The following is a 24,222-nucleotide window of genomic DNA, read 5'->3' on the forward strand; positions in this document are numbered from 1 at the left end:
AGCAACCACGGGGACGGGGTCAGGCTCCCCTCCTGACCGCGCCGAAAGGTGTGCGACTCGGGTCGAAGTTCCCGAGGAACGAAGTGAACGAAGAGAGCGAGGAGTAAGCAGCATGGCCAAGGGATACCTGGTCGGCACCTACCGATCGGTGCGCGACCCGGAAAAGATCGCCGCGTACGGGAAGTTGGCCAAGCCCGCGCTGGAGGCAGCCGGCGGCCGGATTCTGGCCCGGGGCGGCCGGGTGACCGCGTTCGAGTCGGGGGTGCCCGAGCGCACGGTCCTGGTCGAGTTCCCCAGCTACGACGCCGCGGTCGCGGCCTACTTGAGCGAGGACTACCAGCAGGCCGTCGCGGTGCTGGACGACGGTGCCGACCGGGATGTACGGGTCGTGGAGGGGCTTGACTGAGCGCCCCAACAACCGCGTGGTCCATGCCCTGAAACGCCGAGCGGTCAAGGCACCGCCTCCAGTTCCCATTCCGCCCGTCCGGGTCGGCATGTTGCGCCGACGAACCGCTGTCTGGCGAGGAGCTGGAGTTGTTCCTGCAGTACCTTCACCGCTTCGCTCGGCACGACGTGGATCTGTACGCCCTCATGGAGGTTGGCGACCCCGCCGATCCCCGCTACATGACAGTGACCAGCGAGCCCGCTCCTGGCGTTGACCGGTCGGCATACCGCCGTCCGTGATGCGCTGTTCGCGGGCTGGCCGAAACACATAGAGGCAGAAGACGGCTCCTGGCCGGCTCGACCAGCGGACCGCCCTGCGTTACACCCTGCCGGGCATGTCCGTAACCGAGACCATCGCCTACATCGCCCACCACCTCAAGCTCGTCGGCCGACCCGACCAGCTGTTCGCGGAGGACGCCCTCTCACTGATCCACACGACCTCGCGCGGCTACCCGCGGGCGGTCAACAACCTTGTCCTGTAGTCCCTCGTCGCCGCCTGCGCCATCGGCAAGAACCTCGTCGACGACACCTCCGCCCGCGCCGCCGTCAGCGAGGTGGTCGACTGACAACTCAGCCGGGGATGCTGCGCAGCAACTGGGTGAGTGTCCTGCCGGGGATCGATCCCGAGGGGACAACGCCAACCGGCACTGCGCCCATGGCCTCGTAGAAGGGCTCGGCGTGCGGGTCCGCATCAATGGTGAACTGCGTGAACCCCAGGGGCCGAGCAGTCGCAACGGCGTGCTGGAACAGCAGACGGCCGACGCCCTTCCCGATGGCATCGGGATCGACGAACATCATGCCCAGCACGCCCTGCGGCGGATCGCCCTCCAAGGTCGTGAAGCCCACAATGCCGCCGTCCTGTTCTGCCACAGTGGCTCGCCGGACAGAAAGCTCACCTGCTCTGAGCGTGAGTTCTTCACAGCACGACTCAAGAAACTGAGCGTCATACCCCCAATACGCTTTCGAACGAAGCGCCAGGTCAGTCAAAACGCTCGCTTCGTCCAGCCGCGCAGGCCGGATCACAATCCCCACTGAGCACCTCCACAGGCTTGCCACCGTCGAACCTCAATGATCCACATGAGCGGTTGCGAACGACAGGCCGCCGAAGGCATGACCTTGCAGATCTCACTTACTCACTGACCAACCGGCACCTTGCCGACGACAGCGACACCTCGCCGACGATCGCCCCACCTGGCACCCCTTGGGCGGGACGTCGCTGTCACGGAACATCGGCACCGTGAACGCCGCCGCCATGTGCATTTTGAGTGTCGGGCAACACACGCCCCTGTGTTGGCGACTTCGCACCCTGCCTTCCACCAGCCTGTCGCGGGCTATCTCTCTGGTTGTCGAACCGGGCGCAGGGGCCAGCAGTTGCGGGGCGATGTTGGGGTGTCAGGTCTCCTGGTGTTCGCTCAGAACAGTGCCAGGCCCTCGCCGCTGGTGTCTGCGATGACGGGCCGGGACTGGGCAGGGAGGCCGTCCAAGCGGTCAGGACCGGCCGCGGCGGCCACGGCAGGGGCCGTCTCGGCCAACCAGACGCGAAACCGCTCGGCGGCCTCGCGGTAGGGGACTCGCGCCAGGACACGGTGCTCACCGGAGGGAAAGAAGTCGACGGCGACAGTGAACAGGCAGGAACGGGAAGCCTGCTGACTGCCCGTCCAGGACACGCGCAGAACACCGCAGGGCCTGCACCCGCCGGGGGCACGGTGGGTCGGGCGCAGCGAGCGGCAACCAAGGTCGGTTGGGGTGGCATCGGACCACCGTCAGAGGCGTTCGATGATGGTGACGTTGGCCTGGCCGCCGCCCTCGCACATGGTCTGCAGGCCGAACCGGCCGCCGGTGCGCTCCAGTTCGTTGAGCAGCGTGGTCATCAGCCGGACGCCGGTCGCGCCCAGCGGGTGGCCCAGGGCGATGGCACCGCCGTTGACGTTGACCCGCTCCGGATCGGCGCCGGTCTCCTTCAGCCAGGCCAGCACCACCGGCGCGAACGCCTCGTTGATCTCGACCAGGTCGATGTCGTCGATCGTCATCCCGGCCTTCTTCAGCGCGTGCGCGGTGGCGGGGATCGGCGCGGACAGCATCCGGATCGGGTCCTCGCCGCGGACCGAGAGGTGGTGGATCCGGGCGCGCGGCGTCAGGCCGTGCTCGGCCACCGCCCGCTCGGAGGCCAGCAGCATCGCCGCCGCCCCGTCGGAGACCTGCGAGGAGACCGCGGCGGTCAGCCGGCCGCCCTCCACCACCGGCGCCAGCGCGGCCATCTTCTCCAGCGAGGTGTTCCGCCGCGGCCCCTCGTCCGCGGTGACGTCCCCGTAGGGGACGATCTCCCGGTCGAAGCGGCCCTCGTCGATGGCCCGGACCGCCCGCCGGTGGGAGCGGAGCGCGAACTCCTCCATGTCTCGGCGGGAGATGTCCCACTTGGTGGCGATCAGCTCGGCGCCGTGGAACTGGTTGACCGGCCGGTCACCGTAGCGGGCCCGCCAGCCCACGGAGCCGGCGAAGGGGCCCTGGGTGAGCCCCAGGGGCTCGGCGGCCTGGCGGCTGGCGAAGGCGATCGGGATCTGCGACATGTTCTGCACCCCGCCCGCCACGACCAGGTCCTGGGTGCCGGAGAGCACCCCCTGTGCGGCGAAGTGCACGGCCTGTTGCGAGGACCCGCACTGCCGGTCGACGGTGACGCCGGGCACCTCCTCCGGCAGCCCGGCGGCCAGCCAGCAGGTCCGGGCGACGTCCCCGGCCTGCGGCCCGACCGTGTCCAGGCAGCCGAAGACGACGTCCTCCACCGCCGCCGGATCGATCCCGGTGCGCTGCATCAGCGCGGTCAGCACATGTGCGCCGAGGTCGGCCGGATGGACGGCGGACAGCCCGCCGCCCTTCTTCCCCACCGGGGTGCGGACGGCATCGACGAGGTACGCCTCGGACATGGTGAACTCCTCGGTCCTTGGTCAGATTCTGCGGATGTACCGGTCAGTCCCGCAAGGCGATGCCGTCCAGGACCATCGAGAGGTACTGGCGGGCGATCTCCTCGGGGCCGTGGCGTGCGCCCGGCCGGTACCAGGAGGCGGCGACCCAGACGGTGTCGCGCAGGAAGCGGTAGGCCAGCCGGATGTCGAGGTCGGCGCGGAAGATCCCGTCGGCCACGCCGCGTTCCAGCGTGCCGAGCCAGGCACCCGCGAACCGGCGCCGGGCGTCGGCGAGGTAGCCGAAGCGCGGATGCCGGTCGGCCAGGTGCCGGGCCTCCTTCTGATAGATCGCCACCGCGGCGCGGTGCCGGTCGATCTCCCGGAAGGACTCGGTGACCAGCGCCTCGATGGTCTGCCGCGGCCCCAGGCCCGCCTCCAGCACCGCGTCGTAACCGGCCCACAGCTCGTCCAGGAAGGCGGTGAGGATCTCGTCGACCATCGATTCCTTGGAATCGAAGTGGTAGTAGAGGCTGCCCGCCAGCATCCCGGCCGCGTCCGCGATCTGCCGGACCGTGGTCGCGTTGTAGCCCTGCGCGGCGAACACCTCGGCGGCGGTGGCGAGGAGTTCGCCGCGCCGCTCCTCAGGCATGCTGCGAGCTGACCGAGACGGTCTCGCCGGTCATGTACGAGGCGTAGTCGCCGGCCAGGAAGACGATCACGTTGGCCACCTCCCAGGGCTCGGCGTAGCGGCCGAACGCCTCCTTCTCGGTCAGCTCGGCCAGCAGCTCGGGGGTGGTGACCTTCACCAGGTGCGGGTGCATGGCCAGGCTGGGCGAGACCGCGTTGACCCGCACGCCGTACTCGGCGGCCTCCATCGCGGCACACCGGGTCAGTGCCATCACCCCGGCCTTGGCGGCGGCGTAGTGGGCCTGCCCGCGCTGGGCGCGCCAGCCCACCACGGAGGCGTTGTTGACGATCACGCCGCCCGCTCCGGACGACTTCATCCGGCGCAGCGCGGCCCGGGTGCAGCGGAAGGTGCCGCCCAGCGTGACGTCGATGACCTTCGCCCACTGGTCGTCGGTCATCTCCACGAGGTCGGCGGTGCCGCCGAGCCCGGCGTTGTTGACCACGATGTCGAGCCGGCCGTGCCGCTCCTCGGCGAGCGCGTGGAGCGCGGCCACCTGCGCCTCGTCGGTCACGTCGCAGGGCAACCCGGCGACCCGGTCGACCCCGAACTCCTCGGCCAGCGCCGCCGCGCTCTCCGCCAGCCGCCGGGCGTGCGCGTCCCCGATGACGATCCGAGCGCCCTCCTCCAGGAACCGGCGGGCGGTGGCCCCGCCGATCCCCGCCCCGGCGGCGGCGGTGATCACGGCGGTCCGCCCCTTGAGCAGCTCGTGACCGGCCACGTACGACGGCGCTGTCATGCCCTCGCCTCCTTCGGCAGGCCGAGCACCCGCTCGGCGATGATGGTCCGCTGGATCTCGTTGGAGCCCGCGTAGAGGGTGTCGGCGCGGGAGAAGAGGAAGAGCCGCTGCCAGTCGTCGAGGTCGTAGGGCGCGCCGGCGGCGATCATGCCGCCGGCGCCGCGGACGTCCATGGCGAGTTCGCCCAGTTCGCGGTGCCAGGTCGCCCAGTAGATCTTCCCGATGGACGCCTCGGGGCCGGGGGCGCCGGCGTCGACGCCCTCCAGCATCCGCAGGGCGTTGCAGCGGATGGCCGTAAGGCCGATCCAGGCCCGCGCCAGCCGGTCGCGGATCAGTGGGTCGTCCGCCGCCCCGTTGCGCCGGGCCAGCTCCATCAGGGTTTCCAACTCCCGCCGGAATCCGACCTGTTGGCCGAGGGTGGAGACCCCGCGTTCGAACCCCAGGGTGGCCATCGCGACCCGCCAGCCGTCGCCCGGCGCACCGACGACGTGCGGCGCCCGGGCTCCGTCGAAGAACACCTCGTTGAACTCGGAGGTGCCGGTGAGCTGGGCGATCGGCCGGATGTCGACGCCGGGCCGGTCGAGCGGGACCAGGAGGTAGGAGAGCCCCCGGTGGCGGACCGAGCCCGGTTCGGCGCGGGCGACGACGAAGCACCACTGGGATTCCCGGGCGAGCGAGGTCCAGATCTTCTGCCCGTCGACGACCCAGTCGCCGCGCTCCTCGTCGAAGGTCGCCCGGGTCCGCACGTTCGCCAGGTCGGAGCCGGCGTCCGGCTCGCTGTACCCCTGGCACCACAGCTCCCGTACGGCGGCGATCTCCGGCAGGAAGCGGGCGCGCTGGGCGTCGGTGCCGAAGGCGATCAGGGTGGGGCCGAGGAGTTGTTCGCCGATGTGGTTGACCCGGGCGGGGGCGTCGGCGAGGGCGTACTCCTCGTGGAAGGCGACCTGTTGTTCCAGGGTCGCCCCGCGTCCGCCGTACTCCACGGGCCAGCCGACGCAGGTCCAGCCCGCGGCGGCCATGTGCCGTTCCCAGGCCAGGCGTTCGGCGAACGCCTCGTGTTCCCGACCGGGGCCGCCGCGACCGCGCAGGGCCGCGAACTCCCCGGTGAGGTTGGCCCGCAGCCAGCTGCGGATCTCGGTGCGGAAGCTCTCGACGGTGGTGGGGGCCTCGACGCTGCTCATGGCCGTACGTTAACCTACCAAACACTTGTTAGGGAAGGAGGTCGCCGATGACCGCCGGCGAGGAAACGCCCGTGGTGCGCTATGCCCGGCAAGGCCCGGTCGCCACCGTCACGATGAACCGCCCGGACTACCGCAACGCCCAGAACTCCGCGATGACCTACGCCCTGGACCGCGCCTTCTACCGCGCCGCGGACGACGACGAGGTCAAGGTCGTGGTGCTGGCCGGCGAGGGCCGGCACTTCTCCGCGGGACACGACATCGGCAGCCCCGGCCGGGACGCGCATCTCCCCTTCGAGCGCCGGGCCGGACTGTGGTGGGACCACTCGGACAAGACCGGAGCGGAGAGCCGCTACGCCCGCGAGTCCGAGGTCTACCTGGGGATGTGTCGCCGGTGGCGGGAGCTGCCCAAACCGGTGATCGCCTCCGTCCAAGGGGCCTGCGTGGCGGGCGGGTTGATGCTCGCCTGGATCTGCGATCTGATCGTCGCCGCCGACGACGCGTTCTTCGCCGACCCGGTCGTGCGGATGGGCATCCCCGGCGTGGAGTACTTCGCCCACCCGTGGGTGATGCCGCCCCGGATCGCCAAGGAGTTCCTCTACACCGGCGACCGGATGCCGGCCCAGCGGGCCTACCAGCTGGGCATGGTCAACCGCGTCGTCCCCAGCGCCGAACTGGCCGACCGTACCCGGGAGTTGGCGGAGCGCATCGCCGAGATGCCCCGCATGGGCCTGGCGCTGACCAAGCGCGCGGTCAACCAGGCGGAGGACCTCCAGGGCCTGCACACCGGCCTGGACTCGGTCTTCGGCCTGCACCACCTCGCCCACGCCCACAACGCCGAGACCGCCCCGGACCCGCTCGGCGGCATGGACATCAAGAAGATGAAGGAGGCCGGTTCCTGATGGACCTGGACTCAAGCGACGCCGACGCCGCGTTCCGGGGCGAGGCCCGTGCCTGGCTGGCCGCGCACGTGCCTGCGACGCCGCTGCCGTCACTGGAGACCCGCGAGGGCTTCGCCGCACACCGCGACTGGGAACGCCGACTCGCCGCGGACCGCTGGTCGGTGGTCTCCTGGCCGGCCGAGTACGGCGGCCGGGACGCCTCCCTCTTCCAATGGCTGATCTTCGAGGAGGAGTACTACGCGGCGGGCGCCCCCGGCCGGGTGAGCCAGAACGGCATCAACCTCCTCGCCCCCACCCTCTTCGAGCACGGCACCCCGGAGCAGCGCGCCCGCGTCCTCGGCCCGATGGCGACCGGTGAGGTCATCTGGGCCCAGGCGTGGTCCGAGCCGGAGGCCGGCTCCGACCTCGCGTCGCTGCGCTCGACGGCGGTCCGCACCGACGGCGGCTGGCGCTTGCGCGGCCAGAAGACCTGGTCGTCCCGGGCCGCCTTCGCCGACCGCGCGTTCGGCCTGTTCCGCAGCGAACCCGGCACGCCGCGCCCGCACCAGGGCCTGACGTACCTGATGTTCCCGCTGGACGCTCCCGGGGTGACGGTGCGTCCGATCGGCCGGCTGGACGGCAAACCGGCCTTCGCCGAGTTCTTCCTCGACGAGGTCTTCGTCCCGGACGCGGACGTCATCGGCGAGCCCGGCCAGGGCTGGCGGGTGGCGATGAGCACCGCCGGCAACGAACGCGGGCTGACCCTGCGCAGCCCCGGCCGCTTCACCGCCGCCGCCGCTCGGCTCACCGCGCTGTGGCGGGAGACCGCCGACCCGACCGACACCGCACTGCGCGACCGGGTCGCCGACGCGGTGATCGGCGCCCGCGCCTACCAGCTGTTCGCCTACGCCAACGCCTCCCGGCTCGCCGCCGGCGACGGGGGTGCCCCCGGTCGAGCGCCGTCGAAAGCGGGGGACCTGGGCGCCGCGTCCAGCCTCAACAAGGTCTTCTGGTCGGAGCTGGACATCGCCCTCCACGAGACCGCCCTGGACCTGCTCGGACCCCACGGCGCGCTCGCCGACGACGCCGACGAGGCGCCGGCACAGGGCAGTTGGGCCGAGGGCTACACCTTTTCCCTCGCCGGCCCCGTCTACGCCGGCACCAACGAGATCCAACGCAACATCATCGCCGAGCGACTGCTCGGCCTGCCGAAGGAGGCCCGGGCATGACGGAGCGCGGCACGGTCCGGCCGGGGGTCCGGGGGTTGCCCCCGGGACAGCACAGCGCCGAGCGACTGCTCGGCCTGCCGAAGGAGGCCCGGGCATGAGTACCCGTACGCACCGGGGCGGCGCGCGCCGGCCCGGCCTGCCGGAAGGGTGCCGGTGATGCGGTTCCTGCTGACCGATGAGCAGCGGGAGTTCGCCCGTACGCTGGACTCCCTGCTGGGTGCCGCCGGCACCCCGGCCGCCGTCCGCGCCTGGGCGGCCGGGGAGCACAAGCCCGGTCGTGACCTGTGGGCCCGGCTCGCCGGGACCGGGGTGTTCGTCCTCGCGGTCCCCGAGGAGCACGACGGCATGGGCCCGCTCCCGGTCGAACTCGCCGTCGCCTTCGTCGAGTTGGGTCGACACGCGGTACCGGGCCCGCTCGTGGAGACCGTCGCCGCGGCGGCCTTCCTGCACCGGCTGGGGGACGCCGACGCGGCGGCCGACTGGCTGCCGCGGATCGCCGCCGGTGGCGCACTCGTCGGCCTGTGCGCGGAGGACGCCCCGTTCGCCCTGGACGCGGACGCCGCCGACACCGTCCTGGTCGTCCGGGACGACACGGTGTGCCGCACCGAGGCCCACGGCCCGGTCCAGCCCGCCCTCGACCCGGCCCGACGACTCTCCCGCCCGCTGGGCGGCACCGTCCTCGCCCGCGGCCCGGCGGTCACCGCCGCCGCCCGCCACGCCATCGACCTGGCCCGGGTGCTCACCGCCGCCCAGGCCCTGGGGCTGGGCCGGGCCCTGCTGGACGGGACCGTCGACTACGTGAAGCAGCGCACCCAGTTCGGGCGGCCGATCGGCTCCTTCCAGGTGGTCAAGCACCGGCTGGCGGACACCCTGATCGGGCTGGAGTTCGCCCAGCCGCTGGTGCACGCCGCGGCCCTGGCGCTGGCCGCGGAGGACCCGTCGGCCGGCGCGGAGGCCGCGGCGGCGAAGGCGGCGGCCGGCGAGGCGTGTTACGCCGCCGCCCGCACCGCCCTGCAACTGCACGGCGCGGTCGGCTACACGGACGAGCCGGACCTCTCCCTCTGGATCCGCAAGGCCCGCCCGCTACGGGACGCCTGGGGCACCCCGGCCGCCTGCCGGGCCCGGGTGCTGGCCGGCTAGCCCGGCGGGCGACACCAAGGACGCGGCCCCGTACCTCCGGATCACCTCCGGCGGTACGGGGCCGCGGCGCACCTGCCCCGGAGAGATCCAGAGCAATGACGTTGTCTTTCAAGCGATTTGACGATAGGTCAGGCGAAGCTCCGTCGCCAACCGCCGCCGGTGCTCGGCCGGTGCCCCGAGGAGCCGGGTGCTGCCGTGGTCCCGGGCCAACACCCGGCCGCCGTCCCCGGCCGCACCCAACAGCCGGCCGGGGGCGCCGTCCAGCGTCACGCGTGCCTGCGGGCGGGTGGCGTCCATCGGCACCAGGCGCTCGCGGTGGACGCCGGGCTCGTCCACCGGGACGTGGAAGAGCGCGAGCCCGGCATCGGTCCGGGCGGCGACCACCAGCAGGTCGGCGTCCGCGCCGTCCAGTACGTGGTCCTTGACGCCGGTCAGCCGCCACCCTCCGTCCGGGGCCCGACGGGCCGCGGCGCGGACCGCGTCCGGATCCCAGGCGCCCTCCTCGGCCCAGGCCAGTGCGCCCACCGCGGCCCCCTCGGCGAGGGCGGGGAGCAGCGCGCCGTCCCCGCAGGCGAGCAGCGTCTGGGTGGTCAGCACCGCGGACCCGAGGAACGGCACGGGGGCCAGTGTCCGCCCCAACTCCTCCATCACCACATGGATTTCGAGCGGTCCGCAGCCGGCCCCGCCGTGTTCCTCGGGGACCGCCAGCCCGGCCGCGCCGATCTGTCCTGTCAGCGGACCCCAGGCGTCCGGGCCGGGTTGGCGCGCCAACAACTGCCGTACCGCGGCGCGTAGTTCCTGCTGCTCGTCGGTCGGTCTCATCCGCCGTTCCTCTCTTCGCTCCTGGCCGTGCGGCGCAGCTCGCCCTTGACGACCTTGCCGCCGGCGTTGCGGGGCAGTTCCGGGACGAGGTGGTAGCGCCGGGGCACCTTGAAGTTGGCCAGCCGTGCGCGGGCCCACCGGGTCAGTTCCCCCGGGTCGGGCGCGGCCCCTTCGGCGGGGACGACGAACGCCACCCCGACCTCGCCGAGCCGCTCGTCGGGGGCGCCGACCACGGCGACGTCGGCGATCGCCGGGTGGCCGCGCAGCACCCGTTCCACCTCCGCCGGATAGGCGTTGAAGCCGCCGACCACGTACATGTCCTTGATCCGGTCGGTGAGGGTGAGGAAGCCGCGGTCGTCGAGGACGCCGACGTCGCCGGTGTGCAGCCAGCCGTCGGGGTCCACGGCGGCGGCGGTGGCGGCCGGGTCGTCGAGGTAGCCGCGCATGACGTGGTGGCCGCGGACCACCACCTCGCCCGGTTCGCCGGGCGGCAGCGGCCGGTTGGCGGGGTCGACGATCCGCAGTTCCGTGCCGGGCAGCGGCAGTCCGACGGTGTGCGCGAGGGTCTCGGCGTCGGCGTCGGTCGGGCAGATGGTGACGACCCCGGCGGATTCGGTGAGCCCGTAGGCGGTGAAGACGTCGGGGATGCCGAGTTCGTCGCGGATCCGGACGACGAGTTCGGCGGGGACGGTTGCGGCCCCGGTGCCGGCCAGGCGCAGCGAGTCGAGCCGGTGCCGGGCGCGTTCGGGGTGGTGGAGCAGGCCGTGGAAGACGGTCGGTGGGCCCATCAGCACGCTGATGCGTTCCTCGGCGGTGCGCCGCAGGGCCCGGTCGGCGTCGTAGACCGGCTCGGGCAGCATGGTGGCGCCGCGCAGCAGGCAGGCGAGGATGCCGGCCTTGTAGCCGAAGGTGTGGAAGAAGGGGTTGACCAGCAGGTAGCGGTCGCCGGCGCGCAGGGTGACCAGTCGCGCCCAGGCGTCGAAGACCCGCATCGTCTGGCCGTGGGTGGCGAGCACGCCCTTGGGGCGGCCGGTGGTGCCGGAGGTGAAGAGGATGTCGGCGGCTTCGGCTGCCTTGTAGCGGGTGTTGAGGGGGACGAGGACGGCGCCGACGGAGACCGCGCCGAGGACGGCGGTGATCCACTGGCGGCCGTTGGGGGCCCAGACGGCGATCCGGTCCCCGTGGCGGACGCCGTGGGCGAGGGCGGCGCGCGCCGCGGCGGTGATGCGCCCAGCCAACTCTGCGAAGGTCCAACGGACTTCGCCGTCGGACAGCGCCTCCCGGTCGCCGTGGAGGTGGGCCGCGTGGGCGGCGAGTTGCGCGACGGTGGCCGGTGCCGCCGACTGCGGCGGCCCTTGCGGGGTGTGGTGTGCCCAGGTCATTGGCCCTCCCGCTCCCTTGCTCGGAGGTGGCGGCGGTGTGCCGTGCGGTACCGCCTACTTGACGTGCGGACGTGGCCGGTATCCAATCACGGTGTTTCGGTTAGGCATATACCTAGTAGAAACACATTCGCAGAACTCGCAGCGGAAGACCCTCACCCGGGAGGTCGCGTGCCCACCTACACCCCGCCCACCACTCCCCCCGCCCCCACCGCAAGGTTCGACGACGCCGCGATGCGGGACGCGCTCAGCCGCTTCTGCACCGGCGTGGCCGTGATCACCGCGGTCCAGCCCGACGGCCGCCCCACGGGCATGGCCGTCCAGTCGTTCTCCTCGGTGTCCCTGGACCCGCCTCTGGTGTGCTTCTGCCCGGCGCGGACGTCCACGACCTGGCCGAAGATCAGCGCGGCCGGGCGGTTCGCGGTCAACGTCCTCGCCGCCGACCAGGAGGAGCTGTGCCGCCGGTTCGCGGTGACCGGCGGCGACAAGTTCACCGGCGTCGACTGGCGTTCCGGCGTCAACGGCGCACCGCTGCTGACCGCGGCGCTGGCCACGCTCGAATGCGAGCTGGCGGACGTGCTGCCCGGCGGCGACCATCTGATCGCGGTGGGCCGGGTCACCGCCCTGACCCCCGCGGAGCGGCTGCGCGAGAACGGGCCGCTGCTCTACTTCCGGCGCACCTACGGGCGCTTGGGCCCCTCGTCGCCGGCACCGTCGGCGGCTTCGGCGGCCGCCATCTCGTCCAGGTCGGCCAGCATCGCGTCCGCCAGGTCGCGTTCGGAGGCGTAGTACCGCTCCGACCACTTCAGGGCGAGCGAGGGGTAGGCCCAGGCCACGTCGGCGCGGGCGCCCGCGGCGTCCGCCTCGGCGCGCCGCCGCATGGTCTCGGCGTACTCCCGGTGCCGGCCGAGCACCTCGCGCATCTGGTCGGCCTCCAGCAGGTGCCCCAACCACAGGCGCAGCATCACCCCGTGCTTGAGCACCGGCGGCTCCACCGGCGCCTCGCGCGCCCACCGCCGGACCGCCGCCATGCCCTCGTCGGTGATGACGTAGACCCGCTTGTCGCGGTTGCCGGTCTCCTGGGCGACCATCCGCGAGCTGACGTAGCCCACCTTCTCCAGGCGCTTGAGCTCGCCGTAGATCTGGCTGAACGACGGGCTCCAGTAGAAGAAGCGCAGCGACCAGTCCGACCACTTCTTGAGGTCGTAACCGGACAACTCCTCGCCGAAGGACAGCAGTCCGAGCACCGCCCAACTGGTCGCCGGCAGCGCCGGGCGCTCCGCGTCGTCCGCTGCCCGCGCTCCGCGCACCTTCTTCTCCGTCACGCTCCGCAGTCTACGGCCTGGGTCGCGCCCGCGAAGTCCCGCCCGCCGTCGTGCACCCGGCACGTCCCCGGGCGCACGACGGGACATCGCCGATCCCCCTTCCCCACCACCAGATATACCTGCTAGACATATTCCTATTAGAAATAGTCTCGCACCCTCCAGAACGAGGAGGCAGTTCCGTGAAGTTCTCGATGATCTTCGAGGCGCAGCTGGCCGACCCGACGCCCGAACGGGAGCGCCAGGTCATCCACGACTGCGTCGAACAGGCCGTCTACGCCGAGGAGATGGGCTTCGACCGCATCTGGGCGGTGGAGCACCACTCGCTCACCCAGTACGCGCACATGAGTGCCTCGGAGATCTTCCTCACCTGGGTCGCCGCCCGGACCTCCCGGATCCGGATCGGCCACGGCGTGGTCACCATGCCGTTCGGCTACCAGCACCCGGTGCGGGTCGCCGAACGGGCCGCGATGCTCGACGTGCTCTCCGGCGGCCGGGTGGACATCGGTGCCGGACGCGGCGCCACCAAGCAGGAGATGGCGATGTACGGGGTCCGCCCGAGGACACCTACCCGCAGATGGAGGAGGCGCTGCGGATCTTCAGCAACGCCTGGCGGGAGGAGACCTTCGAGTGGCACGGCGCACTCGACATCGGCCCCGGCGCGATCCTCCCCCGCCCCGTACAGGCCCCGCACCCGCCGCTGTTCATGGCCTGCTCCAAGCACGACACCCTCAAGCTCGCCGCCGAACTGGGCATCGGCGCCCTGGTGATGGGGTTCGCCGGCGCCGACGACGTGCGCGCGATGCGCAAGGTCTACGACGAGGCGATCGCCACCCGCGGCGGCGACCGCTTCGTCTCCACCGAGGCCAACGACCACTTCTCCGCGCTCTGCCCGACGGTCGTGCTGGACGACGGCCCGGCCGCGTACCGCATCGGCACCCGCGGCCAGCGGTTTTTCGCCGAGGCGATCGCCCACTGGTACGGCAACGGCCCGGCGCCCACCGTCCACGACGAGCACGACGACCACGTGGCGGCGCTGGCTCAGGACCGCGAGGAACTGGTCGCCAAGCTGCACGAGGCCAACATCCCGGCCCGCCCGGTCGACACCGGCACCTACAACGCCCGGCACGCCTACGGCACCGCCCAGGACGCCATCGCCTACGTCGAACAGCTCCGGGAGATCGGGGTGGACGAGGTGATGTGCCTGATCCAGATGGGCACCGTGCCGCAGGAAGCCTGCCTGGAGACCATCCGGCACTGGGGCGAGACGGTCATCCCGCACTTCCGGGCCCTGGAGGGACGGGCATGAGTTTCCTGAGTCAACCTCTATGCCGCGACGGGTGTGTCGGCACTCGTGTTGATCTTCCCGTTGGCTTGGTGAGTGGCGGGGTCGTAGCAGGCTCCGTCGCGCCAGCAGGCCCAGATCACGCGGAGCCAGGCGCGGGCCAGGATGCGGATGGCGTGGGGGTGTCGCTTCTTGCGGGTCCTGGCGTCGGTGTAGATCTTCGCAGCCCAGTCGCTGCCGTGTCTGCTGTTGTCGGCGAACGTCGTGACGGCCAGGCGTGCGCGGCGGTTGGTCGCGTAGCGGAAGGCGACGGTGCGGGACTTGCCGGAGGCTTTCGTGACCGGGACGACTCCGGCTTCGGCGATGAACTGCTCGCAGGTCTGGGAGCGTTCGAGGATCGGGCCGAGTTCGCCGATGATCTGGGCGAGGTTGATTTTGCCGATCCGCGGCATGGTCGCGAACAGCGGTGCGTAGGGGTGGGCCTTGACGGCCTCGGTGATGGCCTTGTCCAGCGCGCGGAGGGTGGCACGGGTGCCCTGGACGAGCTGGACCTGGATGCGGATGAGCTGTTCGACGGCGGCCGGGCTGAGCCGGGACGCAGCCGAGGGTGCCGAACGCAGACGCTCGATGAGGAAGCTGCCGGGCTTGTTGCCGGAGTAGCCATGGCGTTTGCACCAGGCTTGAAGCCGTCCGGCGGTGAGCTTGGAGGCGGCGGCCGGGGTGGGGTAACGCTCCAGGAAGGCCAGGGCGATGTCGCTGTCGAGTTCGTAGAAGACGGCCTTTCCGCCGGGCCAGTGGGCGTCCAGCGACGCGGCGAGCTGGTTGACGGCGGCGACCTTGGCCTCGATGTGGTCGGCGCGCTGGCGGGTGAGCGCCTGCAGGTCCAGCGTGGCCTGGTCGGTGGGCTCCAGGCGGGGCAGGAAGTGCCCGTCGGTGCGCAGGTAGTCGGCGAGTTTCATGCTGTCGCCCGCGTCCGTCTTGGCCTTGGCGGCACCCCAGCGCGGCCGCATCGCGTGGAAGGCGTTCGGGTGCACCGGCACCACCGGGTGACCGGCGGCCAGCAGCCGGTCGACGACCAGGCCGCGGGTGGTCTCGATGGCCACCGGAAGATCCGCCGGAGCCCCGTATCGGGCCAGGCGGGCCAGCGTCTTGGTGATGCCTTCCTCGGTGTGTGCCAGTTCCCACCGGTCCACGCGGGCGCCGAGGTGGTCCATGACGGTCACGTCGTGGGTCTCGGTCGCCCAGTCCCATCCGATGAACACGAAAGAAGTACTCCAGTGTCGTGCGCGGAGCACCTGCTCGGTGGTGAGGACGTCTGCCGGGAGCTCATTAATCGGCCCTCTGCGGGGCGTGTCCCTGAAGCCGATCAGACGGCCTCGGGCCCGGCAGGGCCGGCGGAACTCATGCTGGCCGTCCAACGGCTCGCACCACTGGCCGTACCCCGCCGGGACCGAGAGGTCACAACCCTACCCATGAGGGCTGCAGAAGGGATGGTCCTCTAATGAGCGCCGCCGACGGGGCACGGCTCGACGGCAAGGTCGCGGTGATCACCGGCGCCGGTCGCGGGCAGGGCGCGGCGGAGGCCCGGCTGTTCGTGGCGTCCGGCGCCCGGGTGGTGCTCGGCGACGTCCGCGAGGAGGAGGGCCGGGCGCTCGCCGCCGAACTGGGCGACGCGGCCCGGTTCGTCCGGCACGACGTCACCGACGCGGACGGCTGGCGGGCGGTGGTCGACACCGCGGTCACCGCCTTCGGCCGACTGGACGTCCTGGTGAACAACGCCGCACTGTGGCGGACCGCGCCGGTCGACCAGGAGACCGAGGAGAACTTCGACCGGCTGCTGCGGGTCAATCTGCTCGGCCCGTTCCTGGGCATCCAGGCGGTGATCCCCGCGCTGCGCACGGCGGGCGGCGGCTCGGTCATCAACATCTCCTCGACCGCCGGACTGCGCGGCATCCCCGGTCACTCGGCTTACGGGGCGAGCAAGTTCGGGCTGCGCGGGCTCACCAAGTCCGCCGCGCTCGACCTGGCCGGCGACCGGATCCGGGTCAACTCCGTCCACCCCGGCATGATCGACACCCCGATGGTGGCGGACGTCCTGGGTCCGGCCCCCGGCGAACAGGACTGGCCGCGGGTGCCGCTGCGCCGCGTCGGCCGCCCGGACGAGGTGGCGGAGCTGGTCCGCTTCCTGGCGTCCGACGCGTCCGGCTACATCACCGGTGCGGAGTTCGCGGTGGACGGGGGGCTGAGCACCCGATGACCGGCACCCCGCCCTGGCCGGCCGCCGGCGCTCCCGATCCCCTCTCCCCCCGGGCGCGGCTCATCGTGGACGCGATGTCCGCGGACTTCCCGGACCCGGCGCGCGGCCCGCTGGACGCCGCCGCGCTGCGCCGCGCCTCCCGGGCCGCCCCGCCCGAGCCCGGCGACGACGGGGTCACCTCGGCCGACCGCACCGTCCCCGGTCCGCCCGGCGCGCCGGCCCTCCCGGTCCGCGTCTACCGGCCGGACGGCCCCGCCGCCGGGCCCCGCCCGCTGATCGTCTTCTTCCACGGCGGCGGCTGGGTGCTCTGCGACCTGGACACCCACGACGGTCTGTGCCGCCAACTCGCCCGGCGCTGCGGAGCGGTGGTGGTCTCGGTGGACTACCGCCGGGCCCCCGAGGACCGCTTCCCGGCCGCCGTCGAGGACGCCTACGCGGCGACCGCATGGGCCGCCGCGCGGGCGACGCAGCTGGACTGCGACCCGGCCGGGGTGGCGGTCGCCGGCGACTCCAGCGGGGGCAACCTGGCCGCCGCGGTCACCCTGATGGCTCGGGACCGCGGCGGCCCGCCGCTCGCCGCCCAACTGCTGCTCTATCCGGCCCTGGACCACCGGCTGGCGGGCCGCTCGGCCGTCGACCACGCCACCGGCTTCTTCCACACCACGGCCCATATGCGCTGGTACTGGGACCAGTACCTGGGCCCGGACGGCGACCGCGGGCACCCGTACGCCTCCCCGGGACTCGCCCCGGACCTGACCGGGCTGCCGCCCGCGCTGCTGGTGCTGCCCGAGTGCGATCCGCTGCGGGACGAGGGGCGCGCCTACGGGGAGGCGCTGCGGGCCGCCGGCGTGCCGGCGCGCGTGGCCGAATACCCCGGCACCTTCCACGGGTTCCTCGGGGCGGCGGGGCGACTGCCGGCCGCCGACGCCGCACTGGAAGCGGCCACCAACTGGCTGGTCGGCACGCTGTGTGACGGTGGCGTGACGAGCGGGTGAGCGGCGGGTGGCTAGGGTGGTGACACTGTGCGGGGACGCCATGGCGGCTCGTCGATGCGGTGCGCCGCCGCACGTCGAGTGCCAGACTTGAAGCACCGCGCCCGGCCGCCGGCCGGGGCCCATGTGACCGAGGGGAACGACATGACCTGGGCATCTTGGACGACGGTGGGGATTCACGCCCGCCCCGGCGCGGTGCAGACCGAGGAGATCGGCCCGATGCAGGGCGACCTGACCATCCACACCACATGGTCGGAGGACGAGGCGCACGTCGCCGTCCAGTACACCGGCTCCTCGGACTGGTACACCATGGTCGGCAGCCCCGTCCCCTGTCACTCGGAGGCGGACAGCCGGGCCTTCCACCAGGCCGTCGTCGAGGCGGTCCGGGGCGGCGAGAAGGCCCACGCGTCGTTGGAGGAGCTCTTCCGCACCGGATAGCCCCCTCGGCATCCCCGCGCGCAGGCCGGGACGGCGATCGCCGTCCCGGCTTCGTCATGCCCGGAAACTTCCGCACGCCGCGGGGCAACCCCGGCGCGGTCTGGTGAGTCTCTCCCGTCGGAACACGATTGGTCATCTTCCGACTACCTAAAGCTGATCAATTATCAATTTTTGACTACCTAGTGTTGAAAATTGATCATTTCCCTTTACATGCCCATGCCAGGCAGACCAGGGTCTGTGCGGGGCCGGACGGCCCCCGCGGTGTGCAACGCCACCGCGCGTACGGGCGGTTGGCGCATTCCACCGCTCACAGCACATAAGGACGCAGATCTGTGCGTAGACCCCACATACGCAGCCGCCGCCTGGCGATAGCCCTGGCCGTGACCACGGCCGCCACCCTCAGCGCGGGCGCCGCCGTCGCGACGCCGGCCTCCCCCGTCGCCTCCCCCTCCGCACGATCGGCCACCGGCACCCCCGCGATCGTCGACGCGGCGCGCGCCGCCGCCTACGCCCACTCCGCCACCACCGGCGTCGGCGCACAGGACACCCTCAAGGCCACCGACACCCTGGTCGACGCCGACGGCAGCCGGCACGTGCGGTTCGTCCGCACCCATCGCGGCATGCCGGTGCTCGGCGGCGACCTGGTCGTCCACCTCGGCGCCGACTCCTCCTACCAGGGCGTGACCCGGGCCGCCCGCCACACGGTCGATCTCCCCGCCGCCGACCCGAAGCTGTCGGGCCGCCAGGCCGCCGCCAAGGCCGCCGCCGTGGCACAGGGCACCGCCGGCGAGCCCCGACTCGTCGTCGACGCCCGCGCCGGCCGGACCACCCTCGCCTACCAGGTGCAGGTCGACGACAGCGGCACCGCCGAGGCCGGCGGCGCCCGGACCGTCGTCATCGACGCCGCCACCGGCAACGTCCTCAGCGACATCCCGGTCAACGAGCCGTTCCTGTCGCCGTCCGTCCAGCACAAGCTCCGGCAGCGCGGCGAACGGCTCACCCCCGGCACCGCGGTGGCCGCCACCCCGCCCGCCCCGGGCAAGCCCGCCGCCGGCCACTACCCGGCCCCGGCCACCGGCTCCGGCGTGTCCTTCTTCGTCGGCACCGTGCCGCTGTCCACCACGCAGACCGCGAAGGACGCCTTCGTCCTGCGGGACGGCACCCGCGGCAACACCGAGACCCGCGACGCGGGCGGCAAGGAACTCGACAAGTTCCTCACCGGCAAGCCCTTCACCAGCGGCACCAACCGCTGGGGCAACGGCACCACCGGCAACCGCACCACCGCCGCGGTCGACGCCCAGTTCGGCATCACCAGCACCCTGGACTTCTACAAGAAGACCTTCGGCCGCAAGGGCATCAAGAACGACGGCGCCGGCGCGCACGCCCTGGTCCACTACGGCGCGAACGTCGGCAACGCCTTCTGGTCCTCGGACTGCGGCTGCATGCTCTACGGCGACGGCGACGGCAAGCTCTTCACCAAGCCGCTGGTCGTCCTGGACGTCACCGGTCACGAGCTGACCCACGGCGTGGTCGACGCCACCGCCGGCCTCGAACCCACCCGCGTCGACCCCGAGGGCCGCCAGTTCGGCGAGCCGGGCGCGCTCAACGAGTCGCTCGCGGACATCTTCGGCAGCGCGGTGGAGTTCGCCACCAACAACCCGAAGAACCCGCCCAACTACCTCATGGGCGAGAAGCTCGGCCTGGCCCAGAAGTTCCTGCGCCGGCTGGACAAGCCGTCCCTGGACAAGCTCGAAGGGACCGTCGACTACTGGTCGAAGGACACCTACGACACCGAGGTGCACGCCGGCTCCGGGGTCTCCTCGCACGCCTTCTACCTGCTGGCCGAGGGCAGCGGCAAGAAGACCATCGGCGGCGTCGCCTACGACTCCGCCACCTACGACGGCGCCAAGGTGACCGGCATCGGCCGGGACAAGGCCCTGGCGATCTTCTACCGGGCGCTGACCCGGTACATGGTCTCCACGACCGACTTCCACGACGCCCGGACCGCCACCCTCCAGGCGGCCAAGGACCTCTACGGCGCGGGCAGCACCGCGTACCGCACGGTCGATCGCGCCTGGGCCGCGGTCAACGTCACCGCCGCCAACGCCCCCCGGCGCTGACCCGGCACCGCACCGATCGGACCGGTGCCCCCGCCACGCGGGGCACCGGTCCTGGCCGGCCGGCGTGCCGGCGCCTACGTTGACGCCATGACCGTGCGCACCGGGCGGGGGCGCCGCCTCGGCAGCCCCGCCGCGGCGGGCGTCTTCGCGATCGGCATGGCCGGGACGACCCTGCCCACCCCCCTCTACGGGCTCTACCGGCAGCAACTGGGCTTCTCCGAGCTGATGGTGACGGTGGTCTTCGCCACCTACGCCGTCGGGGTGATCGCGGTGCTGTTCGGCGCCGGCGACGTCTCCGACACCACCGGCCGGCGCCCGGTGCTGTTCGCCGCGCTGGGCCTGTCCGCGGCGAGCGCCCTGTGCTTCCTCCTTGAGGGCGGGCTGCCGCTGCTGCTGCTCGGCCGGGTGCTGTCCGGCTTCGCCGCCGGGCTGTTCAGCGGCGCCGCCACCGCCGCCGTCCTCGAACTGGCCCGCCCCGGGCGGGAATCCCGGGCCGGCTTCGCCGCCACCGCCGCCAACATGGGCGGACTGGGCTGCGGACCGCTGCTGGCCGGACTGCTCGCCCAGTACGCGCCCCGGCCACTGGCCCTCCCCTTCCTCGTCCACCTGGTCCTGCTGGCCCTTGCCGCCGTGGTCACCTGGTTCCTGCCGGAGACCGTCGCGCACCCGCACCGGGCCCGCTCCCCGCGCCCCCAGGGGCTGCGGATCCCCCCGGCCGTCCGCGGGGTGTTCGCCCCCGCCGCCATCGCCGCGTTCGCCGGCTTCGCGCTCCTCGGGCTGTTCACCGCGATCGCGCCGAGCTTCGTCGCGCGGACCCTCGGCGAGCACAACCTCGCGGTCTCCGGGGCGGTCGTCTGCACGGTCTTCCTGGGCTCGACGCTCGGCCAGGCCCTGACCGGCCGGCTCGGCGCCCGCACCGCCCTGCCGGTCGGCGCTCTGATCCTGGTGCTGGGGCTCTGTCTGGTCGGCGCCTCCCTCACCGCGGACTCGCTGCCCGTCCTGGTCGCCGGCGCGCTGTGCGGCGGCACCGGCCAGGGCCTGGCGTTCCGCGCCGGACTCACCGCGGTGGGCGCCGCGGCCCCGCCGGAACACCGCGGCGGCACCCTGTCCGCCTTCTTCCTCGTCGCCTACCTCGGCATCTCCCTGCCGGTGGTGGGCGTCGGCGCGCTCACCATGGCCCTGGGGCTGCGCGGCGCGGGGCTCGTCTTCGCCGGATGCGTCATCGCGGTGGCGGTGGCGGTCGGCGGGTACGTCCTGCGGCACCCCCTGCCGGCGGAGGACGCCGCCTGAACCCCGTGCGTCCCCTCGGGACTGACCGGCCGGATCCCGGGCAGGGCTCCAACAACCCTTTGCAACAGCCGAGTTGGGCGGTCCGTGCGCGTCGGCGGCGGCACGGCGACGCCCCCGGGGGACGCCCGGACACCCACAGGAGCGAGACGTCCGGAAGGAGGGCCGCCCGTCCGCCGGCAGACCCGGCGGTGACGATCCGGTGGCCGCGCACCACACCGGTACAGGGCCCGCGCGCATGCATCGAGCCCCGTGCCGGAGCCCGGCACGCCGCACCACAGGAGTCCCCGCATGACCGACACCCGCGCCACCGCCCGCCCGGCCGACACCGCCCCGCCCGACGGCTGCGAACTGCTCGTCCGCGACGCCCGCCTGCTGGTCGTCGACGCCGACACCGAGATCCCCGGTGGCTGGATCGCGCTGCGGGACGGCCGCGTAGCGGCCTACGGACGCCCCGGCTCCGAACCCACGGGAGCCGCCCGGACGCTCGTCGCCACCGGACGCCTGGTCACCCCCGGCCTGATCAACACCCACCACCACCTGTACCAGAACCTCACCCGCTCCTACGCCCCCGCCGTCAACGGCACCCTCTTCACCTGGCTCACCACCCTCTACCCCCGGTGGGCCACCCTCGACGAGGAGGCCGTCCACCTCGCCACCTACGTCGGCATCGCGGAACTGCTCATGGGCGGCTGCACCACCTCGATGGACCACCACTACGTCCATCCGCGGCCCCGCCTGATCGACGCCCAGGTCCGCACCGCCGAGGACCTCGGCTTCCGCTTCCACGCCACCCGCGGCTCGATGACCCGGTCGACCGAGGACGGCGGCCTGCCGCCCCGCTCGGTCACCCAGACCGCCGAGGAGGTGCTGGCGGACAGCGAACGCCTGGTCAGCGCCTACCACGACCCGGCACCCGGCGCGCTGATCCGGGTCGCGCTCGCGCCCTGCTCACCGTTCTCGGTCACCACGGAACTGATGACCGCCACCGCCGAGTTGGCCGAGCGGCTCGACGTCCGGCTGCACACCCACCTCGCCGAGGACCCGGACGAGGACGCGTACTGTCTGGCGACCTACGGCTGCCGTCCCGTCGAGTACTTCGAGTCCGTCGGCTGGATGACCGACCGCACCTGGGTCGCGCACTGCATCCACCCCGACGAGGCCGAGCTCGCCGCACTCGCCGCCGCCGGCGTCGGGGTGGCGCACTGCCCCAGCTCCAACATGCTGATCGCGGGCGGCACCGCGGCGGTCCGGGAGATGCGCCGGCTCGGGATGGCGGTCGGCATCGGCTGCGACGGCTCCGCCTCGACCGACCACGCCTCGCTGTGGCTGGAGACCCGGAGCGCCCTGCTGCTGGGCCGGTACCGCGGCGGCCCGACGGCGATGACCGCCCGGGACGCGCTGGACCTCGCCACCCGCGGCTCGGCCCGCTGCCTGGGCCGGGCGGACGAGCTGGGGCATCTGCGCCCGGGCGCCTGCGGCGACCTGGTGGTCTGGGACACCCCCGAGGTGGCGCTGGCCGGGGCGCTCACCGACCCGGTCGAGGCATGGCTGCGCTGCGCCCCGTCCCGGGCCTGGGCCACGGTCGTCGGCGGCCGGGTCCTCCTGGCCGACGGGGAGCCGCAACTTCCCGCTCTGGAGGAGAAGTTGCGGGAACACACCCGGGCCGCCCGGCGGATGCAGGGCCTTGATTGACGCTCCGTCAGGCCGCAGCTGACGCCCCCTCGGCCCGGCGCCGCCCGTGCTGGAACGCCAGGTGCAGCACCAGGGCGACCACCAGCGCCGCGGTCGAGGAGCTGCCGCCGAGGCCCACCGTCCGGCCGGCGGTGGGGTGCCGTTCCCCGTCGGCGCGGGCGGCCCGCGGGCGGTGGTGACGGTCAGTCACCCTTGGCGACGCGCAGTCGGGCGGCCTCGCGGGGCGAGTTGGCGTTGGGCTTCCCGGCCCGCGAGCCGCCCAGTTTCTCGGCGAGGTGCCGGCCGACGGTCGTGGGCGGGTACAGCGGCTCGGTACCCGCCGGGACGCAGCCGGGCAGAGCGCTGATCTCGGCGTCCCAGTTGCCGTCGTGGAAGAACGCGGCGGAGCGGCGGCGCACCACCCGCCCGGTGGCGTCGGTCGGCGGTAGCACCCGGTGCAGCGTCGACAGCCACCGGTCGTTGGTCCAACGGGCCAGCAGGTCACCGAGGTTGACGAGGAGGCAGCCGGGCTCCGGCAGGACGTCGTGCCAGCGCCCGTCGGTGTCGAGGATCTGCAGCCCGGGGACCCGGTCGGCCCACAGCACGGTGACGATGCCGTAGTCGGTGTGGGCGCCCATGCCCATCTGGTCGCGGTCGAGGACCACTTCGCGCTCGGGGAGCAGGTAGTGGTTCATCCGGAGCACGTCGAGGGAGTGGTCGGTGAACGGTGCGAAGTGGTCCGCCGGCAGGCCCAGGGCGTGCGCGAAGATCCCGGTCAACCGGCGGGCGAGCCCGCCGGCCTGGGCGCACCACTCCTCCACCGCCTCCCGGAATCCCGGCAGCGCCGGCCAGATGTTGGCCGGGTAGTGGGCCGCGGGCAGGGCCAGGTCCGGGTAGGCGGCGGCCTCCGCCCCGACGTTGAACGCCTCGAAGAGGTCCTCGGCCGCCGCCGGCACGCCCAGGCTCAGGCTGAGCCTCTCGGTGCGCGGCGGGGTGTAGCCGCGGTTGACGTCCGGGGACGGGGCGCGCAGCGCCTTCTTCTCGTCCATCGGGAGGGCGAAGAAGCCGTCCAGCGCCGCGGCGAACGCGTGCGCCGCGGCGTCGGCGATCCCATGCCCCTTGATCTGCATGAATCCGACGGTGCGGGCGGCCCGGTCGATCTCGCCCGCGATGCCGGCCCGGTCGGCGGCGGTGCCGTCCGCCCAGGCGGAGATGTCGATGACGGGTACGTCGAGTACCCCGTTCACGGCCGTGGCCCTGCCCATCGCAGCCTTCCTTCCCTCGCGCCGTTCCCCTCCCCGGAGGCGTCCGCCGGTCCCGCGCGGCGCCCACCCTCCCCTATCCGCTTCAACAGATTGATGAACTTCTTGTTAACGCTCCCGAACCGAACAAGCCGAAATCTGCCGCCCCTTGACCGGGACCCCCTGTCGACTCCCCTTTATGCGGAGCG

The 24,222-nt window shown here is 72.8% G+C and carries 24 protein-coding genes and 1 pseudogene; 13 read left to right on the top strand and 12 right to left on the bottom strand.

From position 1 onward, the window contains the following. The first annotated feature begins 112 nt into the window (after window positions 1-112). Together MOV08_RS04865 and MOV08_RS04870 are read left to right on the top strand one after the other, a co-directional pair. A complete protein-coding gene (locus MOV08_RS04865) occupies window positions 113-406 on the top strand; it encodes a DUF1330 domain-containing protein (protein ID WP_039629771.1) in 294 nt (97 codons plus the stop codon). Window positions 407-779: 373 nt separating this feature from the next. Next, complete coding sequence (locus tag MOV08_RS04870) at window positions 780-926, top strand: hypothetical protein (RefSeq protein ID WP_275306457.1); 147 nt, start codon at window positions 780-782, stop codon at window positions 924-926. Between the two features lie 88 nt (window positions 927-1,014). Here MOV08_RS04870 and MOV08_RS04875 read toward each other — a convergent pair whose 3' ends face one another. The 6 genes from MOV08_RS04875 to MOV08_RS04900 all read right to left on the bottom strand — a co-directional run bounded on the left by MOV08_RS04875 (window position 1,015) and on the right by MOV08_RS04900 (window position 5,949). Next, window positions 1,015-1,470 carry a GNAT family N-acetyltransferase gene (locus MOV08_RS04875; protein ID WP_420834279.1) on the bottom strand — a complete coding sequence of 152 codons (456 nt, stop codon included), beginning with the start codon at window positions 1,468-1,470 and terminating at the stop codon, window positions 1,015-1,017. A gap of 386 nt (window positions 1,471-1,856) precedes the next feature. Next, complete coding sequence (locus MOV08_RS04880) at window positions 1,857-2,111, bottom strand: hypothetical protein (protein ID WP_275306461.1); 255 nt, start codon at window positions 2,109-2,111, stop codon at window positions 1,857-1,859. Between the two features lie 96 nt (window positions 2,112-2,207). Next, on the bottom strand, window positions 2,208-3,365 hold the full coding sequence (locus MOV08_RS04885; RefSeq protein ID WP_039629777.1) for an acetyl-CoA C-acetyltransferase: 1,158 nt from the start codon (window positions 3,363-3,365) through the stop codon (window positions 2,208-2,210). Between the two features lie 43 nt (window positions 3,366-3,408). Next, complete coding sequence (locus tag MOV08_RS04890; RefSeq protein ID WP_275306462.1) at window positions 3,409-3,993, bottom strand: TetR/AcrR family transcriptional regulator; 585 nt, start codon at window positions 3,991-3,993, stop codon at window positions 3,409-3,411. Beyond that, window positions 3,986-4,768 (bottom strand): SDR family oxidoreductase, encoded by a 783-nt coding sequence (locus tag MOV08_RS04895; RefSeq protein ID WP_275306464.1) that lies wholly within the window; start codon window positions 4,766-4,768, stop codon window positions 3,986-3,988. The genes MOV08_RS04890 and MOV08_RS04895 overlap by 8 nt, the downstream gene beginning before the upstream one ends. Then, on the bottom strand, window positions 4,765-5,949 hold the full coding sequence (locus tag MOV08_RS04900) for an acyl-CoA dehydrogenase family protein (RefSeq protein WP_275306466.1): 1,185 nt from the start codon (window positions 5,947-5,949) through the stop codon (window positions 4,765-4,767). Before MOV08_RS04900 ends, MOV08_RS04895 begins: the two co-directional genes overlap by 4 nt. Window positions 5,950-5,996: 47 nt before the next feature. Between MOV08_RS04900 and MOV08_RS04905 the strand changes: the two genes are divergently transcribed. The 3 genes from MOV08_RS04905 (at window position 5,997) to MOV08_RS04915 (ending at window position 9,196) form a co-directional block, all read left to right on the top strand. Further along, complete coding sequence (locus MOV08_RS04905; protein WP_275306468.1) at window positions 5,997-6,848, top strand: enoyl-CoA hydratase; 852 nt, start codon at window positions 5,997-5,999, stop codon at window positions 6,846-6,848. Continuing rightward, window positions 6,848-8,056 carry an acyl-CoA dehydrogenase family protein gene (locus MOV08_RS04910; protein WP_275306470.1) on the top strand — a complete coding sequence of 403 codons (1,209 nt, stop codon included), beginning with the start codon at window positions 6,848-6,850 and terminating at the stop codon, window positions 8,054-8,056. Before MOV08_RS04905 ends, MOV08_RS04910 begins: the two co-directional genes overlap by 1 nt. 156 nt (window positions 8,057-8,212) lie before the next feature. Continuing rightward, window positions 8,213-9,196, top strand: a complete 984-nt coding sequence (locus MOV08_RS04915) for an acyl-CoA dehydrogenase family protein (protein ID WP_275306472.1) — start codon at window positions 8,213-8,215, stop codon at window positions 9,194-9,196. Between the two features lie 108 nt (window positions 9,197-9,304). On the opposite strand, the gene MOV08_RS04920 is transcribed toward MOV08_RS04915, so the two are convergent. Further along, window positions 9,305-10,018: an acyl-CoA dehydrogenase family protein gene (locus tag MOV08_RS04920; protein ID WP_275306474.1), complete on the bottom strand. Its 714-nt coding sequence runs from the start codon at window positions 10,016-10,018 to the stop codon at window positions 9,305-9,307. Then, complete coding sequence (locus MOV08_RS04925; RefSeq protein ID WP_275306476.1) at window positions 10,015-11,400, bottom strand: AMP-binding protein; 1,386 nt, start codon at window positions 11,398-11,400, stop codon at window positions 10,015-10,017. Before MOV08_RS04925 ends, MOV08_RS04920 begins: the two co-directional genes overlap by 4 nt. Before the next feature lie 168 nt (window positions 11,401-11,568). On the opposite strand from MOV08_RS04925, the gene MOV08_RS04930 reads away from it, so the two are divergent. Beyond that, on the top strand, window positions 11,569-12,186 hold the full coding sequence (locus tag MOV08_RS04930) for a flavin reductase family protein (protein WP_275306478.1): 618 nt from the start codon (window positions 11,569-11,571) through the stop codon (window positions 12,184-12,186). On the opposite strand, the gene MOV08_RS04935 is transcribed toward MOV08_RS04930, so the two are convergent. After that, window positions 12,078-12,722, bottom strand: a complete 645-nt coding sequence (locus MOV08_RS04935) for a PadR family transcriptional regulator (protein ID WP_275306480.1) — start codon at window positions 12,720-12,722, stop codon at window positions 12,078-12,080. The two genes, MOV08_RS04930 and MOV08_RS04935, sit on opposite strands and share 109 nt — an antisense overlap. A 191-nt stretch (window positions 12,723-12,913) precedes the next feature. Between MOV08_RS04935 and MOV08_RS04940 the strand changes: the two are divergent. Then, window positions 12,914-14,028, top strand: a pseudogene (locus MOV08_RS04940) (LLM class flavin-dependent oxidoreductase). Window positions 14,029-14,045: 17 nt separating this feature from the next. Here the strand turns inward: MOV08_RS04940 and MOV08_RS04945 are convergent. Further along, entirely contained in the window at window positions 14,046-15,266 is a 1,221-nt protein-coding gene (locus tag MOV08_RS04945) for an IS110 family RNA-guided transposase (RefSeq protein WP_052286520.1), read from the bottom strand. A gap of 239 nt (window positions 15,267-15,505) precedes the next feature. On the opposite strand from MOV08_RS04945, the gene MOV08_RS04950 reads away from it, so the two are divergent. The 6 genes from MOV08_RS04950 (at window position 15,506) to MOV08_RS04975 (ending at window position 22,793) form a co-directional block, all read left to right on the top strand. Continuing rightward, window positions 15,506-16,261, top strand: coding sequence for a glucose 1-dehydrogenase (locus MOV08_RS04950; RefSeq protein ID WP_275306482.1), 756 nt, complete (start codon window positions 15,506-15,508; stop codon window positions 16,259-16,261). Beyond that, on the top strand, window positions 16,258-17,256 hold the full coding sequence (locus tag MOV08_RS04955; RefSeq protein ID WP_275306484.1) for an alpha/beta hydrolase: 999 nt from the start codon (window positions 16,258-16,260) through the stop codon (window positions 17,254-17,256). The genes MOV08_RS04950 and MOV08_RS04955 overlap by 4 nt, the downstream gene beginning before the upstream one ends. A gap of 141 nt (window positions 17,257-17,397) precedes the next feature. Continuing rightward, window positions 17,398-17,691: a hypothetical protein gene (locus MOV08_RS04960; protein WP_039640170.1), complete on the top strand. Its 294-nt coding sequence runs from the start codon at window positions 17,398-17,400 to the stop codon at window positions 17,689-17,691. Between the two features lie 332 nt (window positions 17,692-18,023). Continuing rightward, window positions 18,024-19,811, top strand: coding sequence for a M4 family metallopeptidase (locus MOV08_RS04965; RefSeq protein WP_275306486.1), 1,788 nt, complete (start codon window positions 18,024-18,026; stop codon window positions 19,809-19,811). Between the two features lie 87 nt (window positions 19,812-19,898). After that, window positions 19,899-21,101 carry an MFS transporter gene (locus MOV08_RS04970; protein ID WP_275306487.1) on the top strand — a complete coding sequence of 401 codons (1,203 nt, stop codon included), beginning with the start codon at window positions 19,899-19,901 and terminating at the stop codon, window positions 21,099-21,101. Window positions 21,102-21,389: 288 nt separating this feature from the next. Then, window positions 21,390-22,793 carry an 8-oxoguanine deaminase gene (locus MOV08_RS04975; RefSeq protein ID WP_275306488.1) on the top strand — a complete coding sequence of 468 codons (1,404 nt, stop codon included), beginning with the start codon at window positions 21,390-21,392 and terminating at the stop codon, window positions 22,791-22,793. 7 nt (window positions 22,794-22,800) lie between these two features. Here the strand turns inward: MOV08_RS04975 and MOV08_RS04980 are convergent, their stop codons facing one another. Further along, on the bottom strand, window positions 22,801-22,983 hold the full coding sequence (locus tag MOV08_RS04980; protein ID WP_275306489.1) for a hypothetical protein: 183 nt from the start codon (window positions 22,981-22,983) through the stop codon (window positions 22,801-22,803). Continuing rightward, a complete protein-coding gene (locus tag MOV08_RS04985; RefSeq protein WP_275306490.1) occupies window positions 22,976-24,037 on the bottom strand; it encodes an isopenicillin N synthase family dioxygenase in 1,062 nt (353 codons plus the stop codon). Before MOV08_RS04985 ends, MOV08_RS04980 begins: the two co-directional genes overlap by 8 nt. Window positions 24,038-24,222: the final 185 nt, after the last annotated feature.

Source organism: Streptomyces yunnanensis (genome assembly GCF_029011865.1).
In the GTDB taxonomy this organism is placed as follows: domain Bacteria; phylum Actinomycetota; class Actinomycetes; order Streptomycetales; family Streptomycetaceae; genus Streptomyces; species Streptomyces yunnanensis.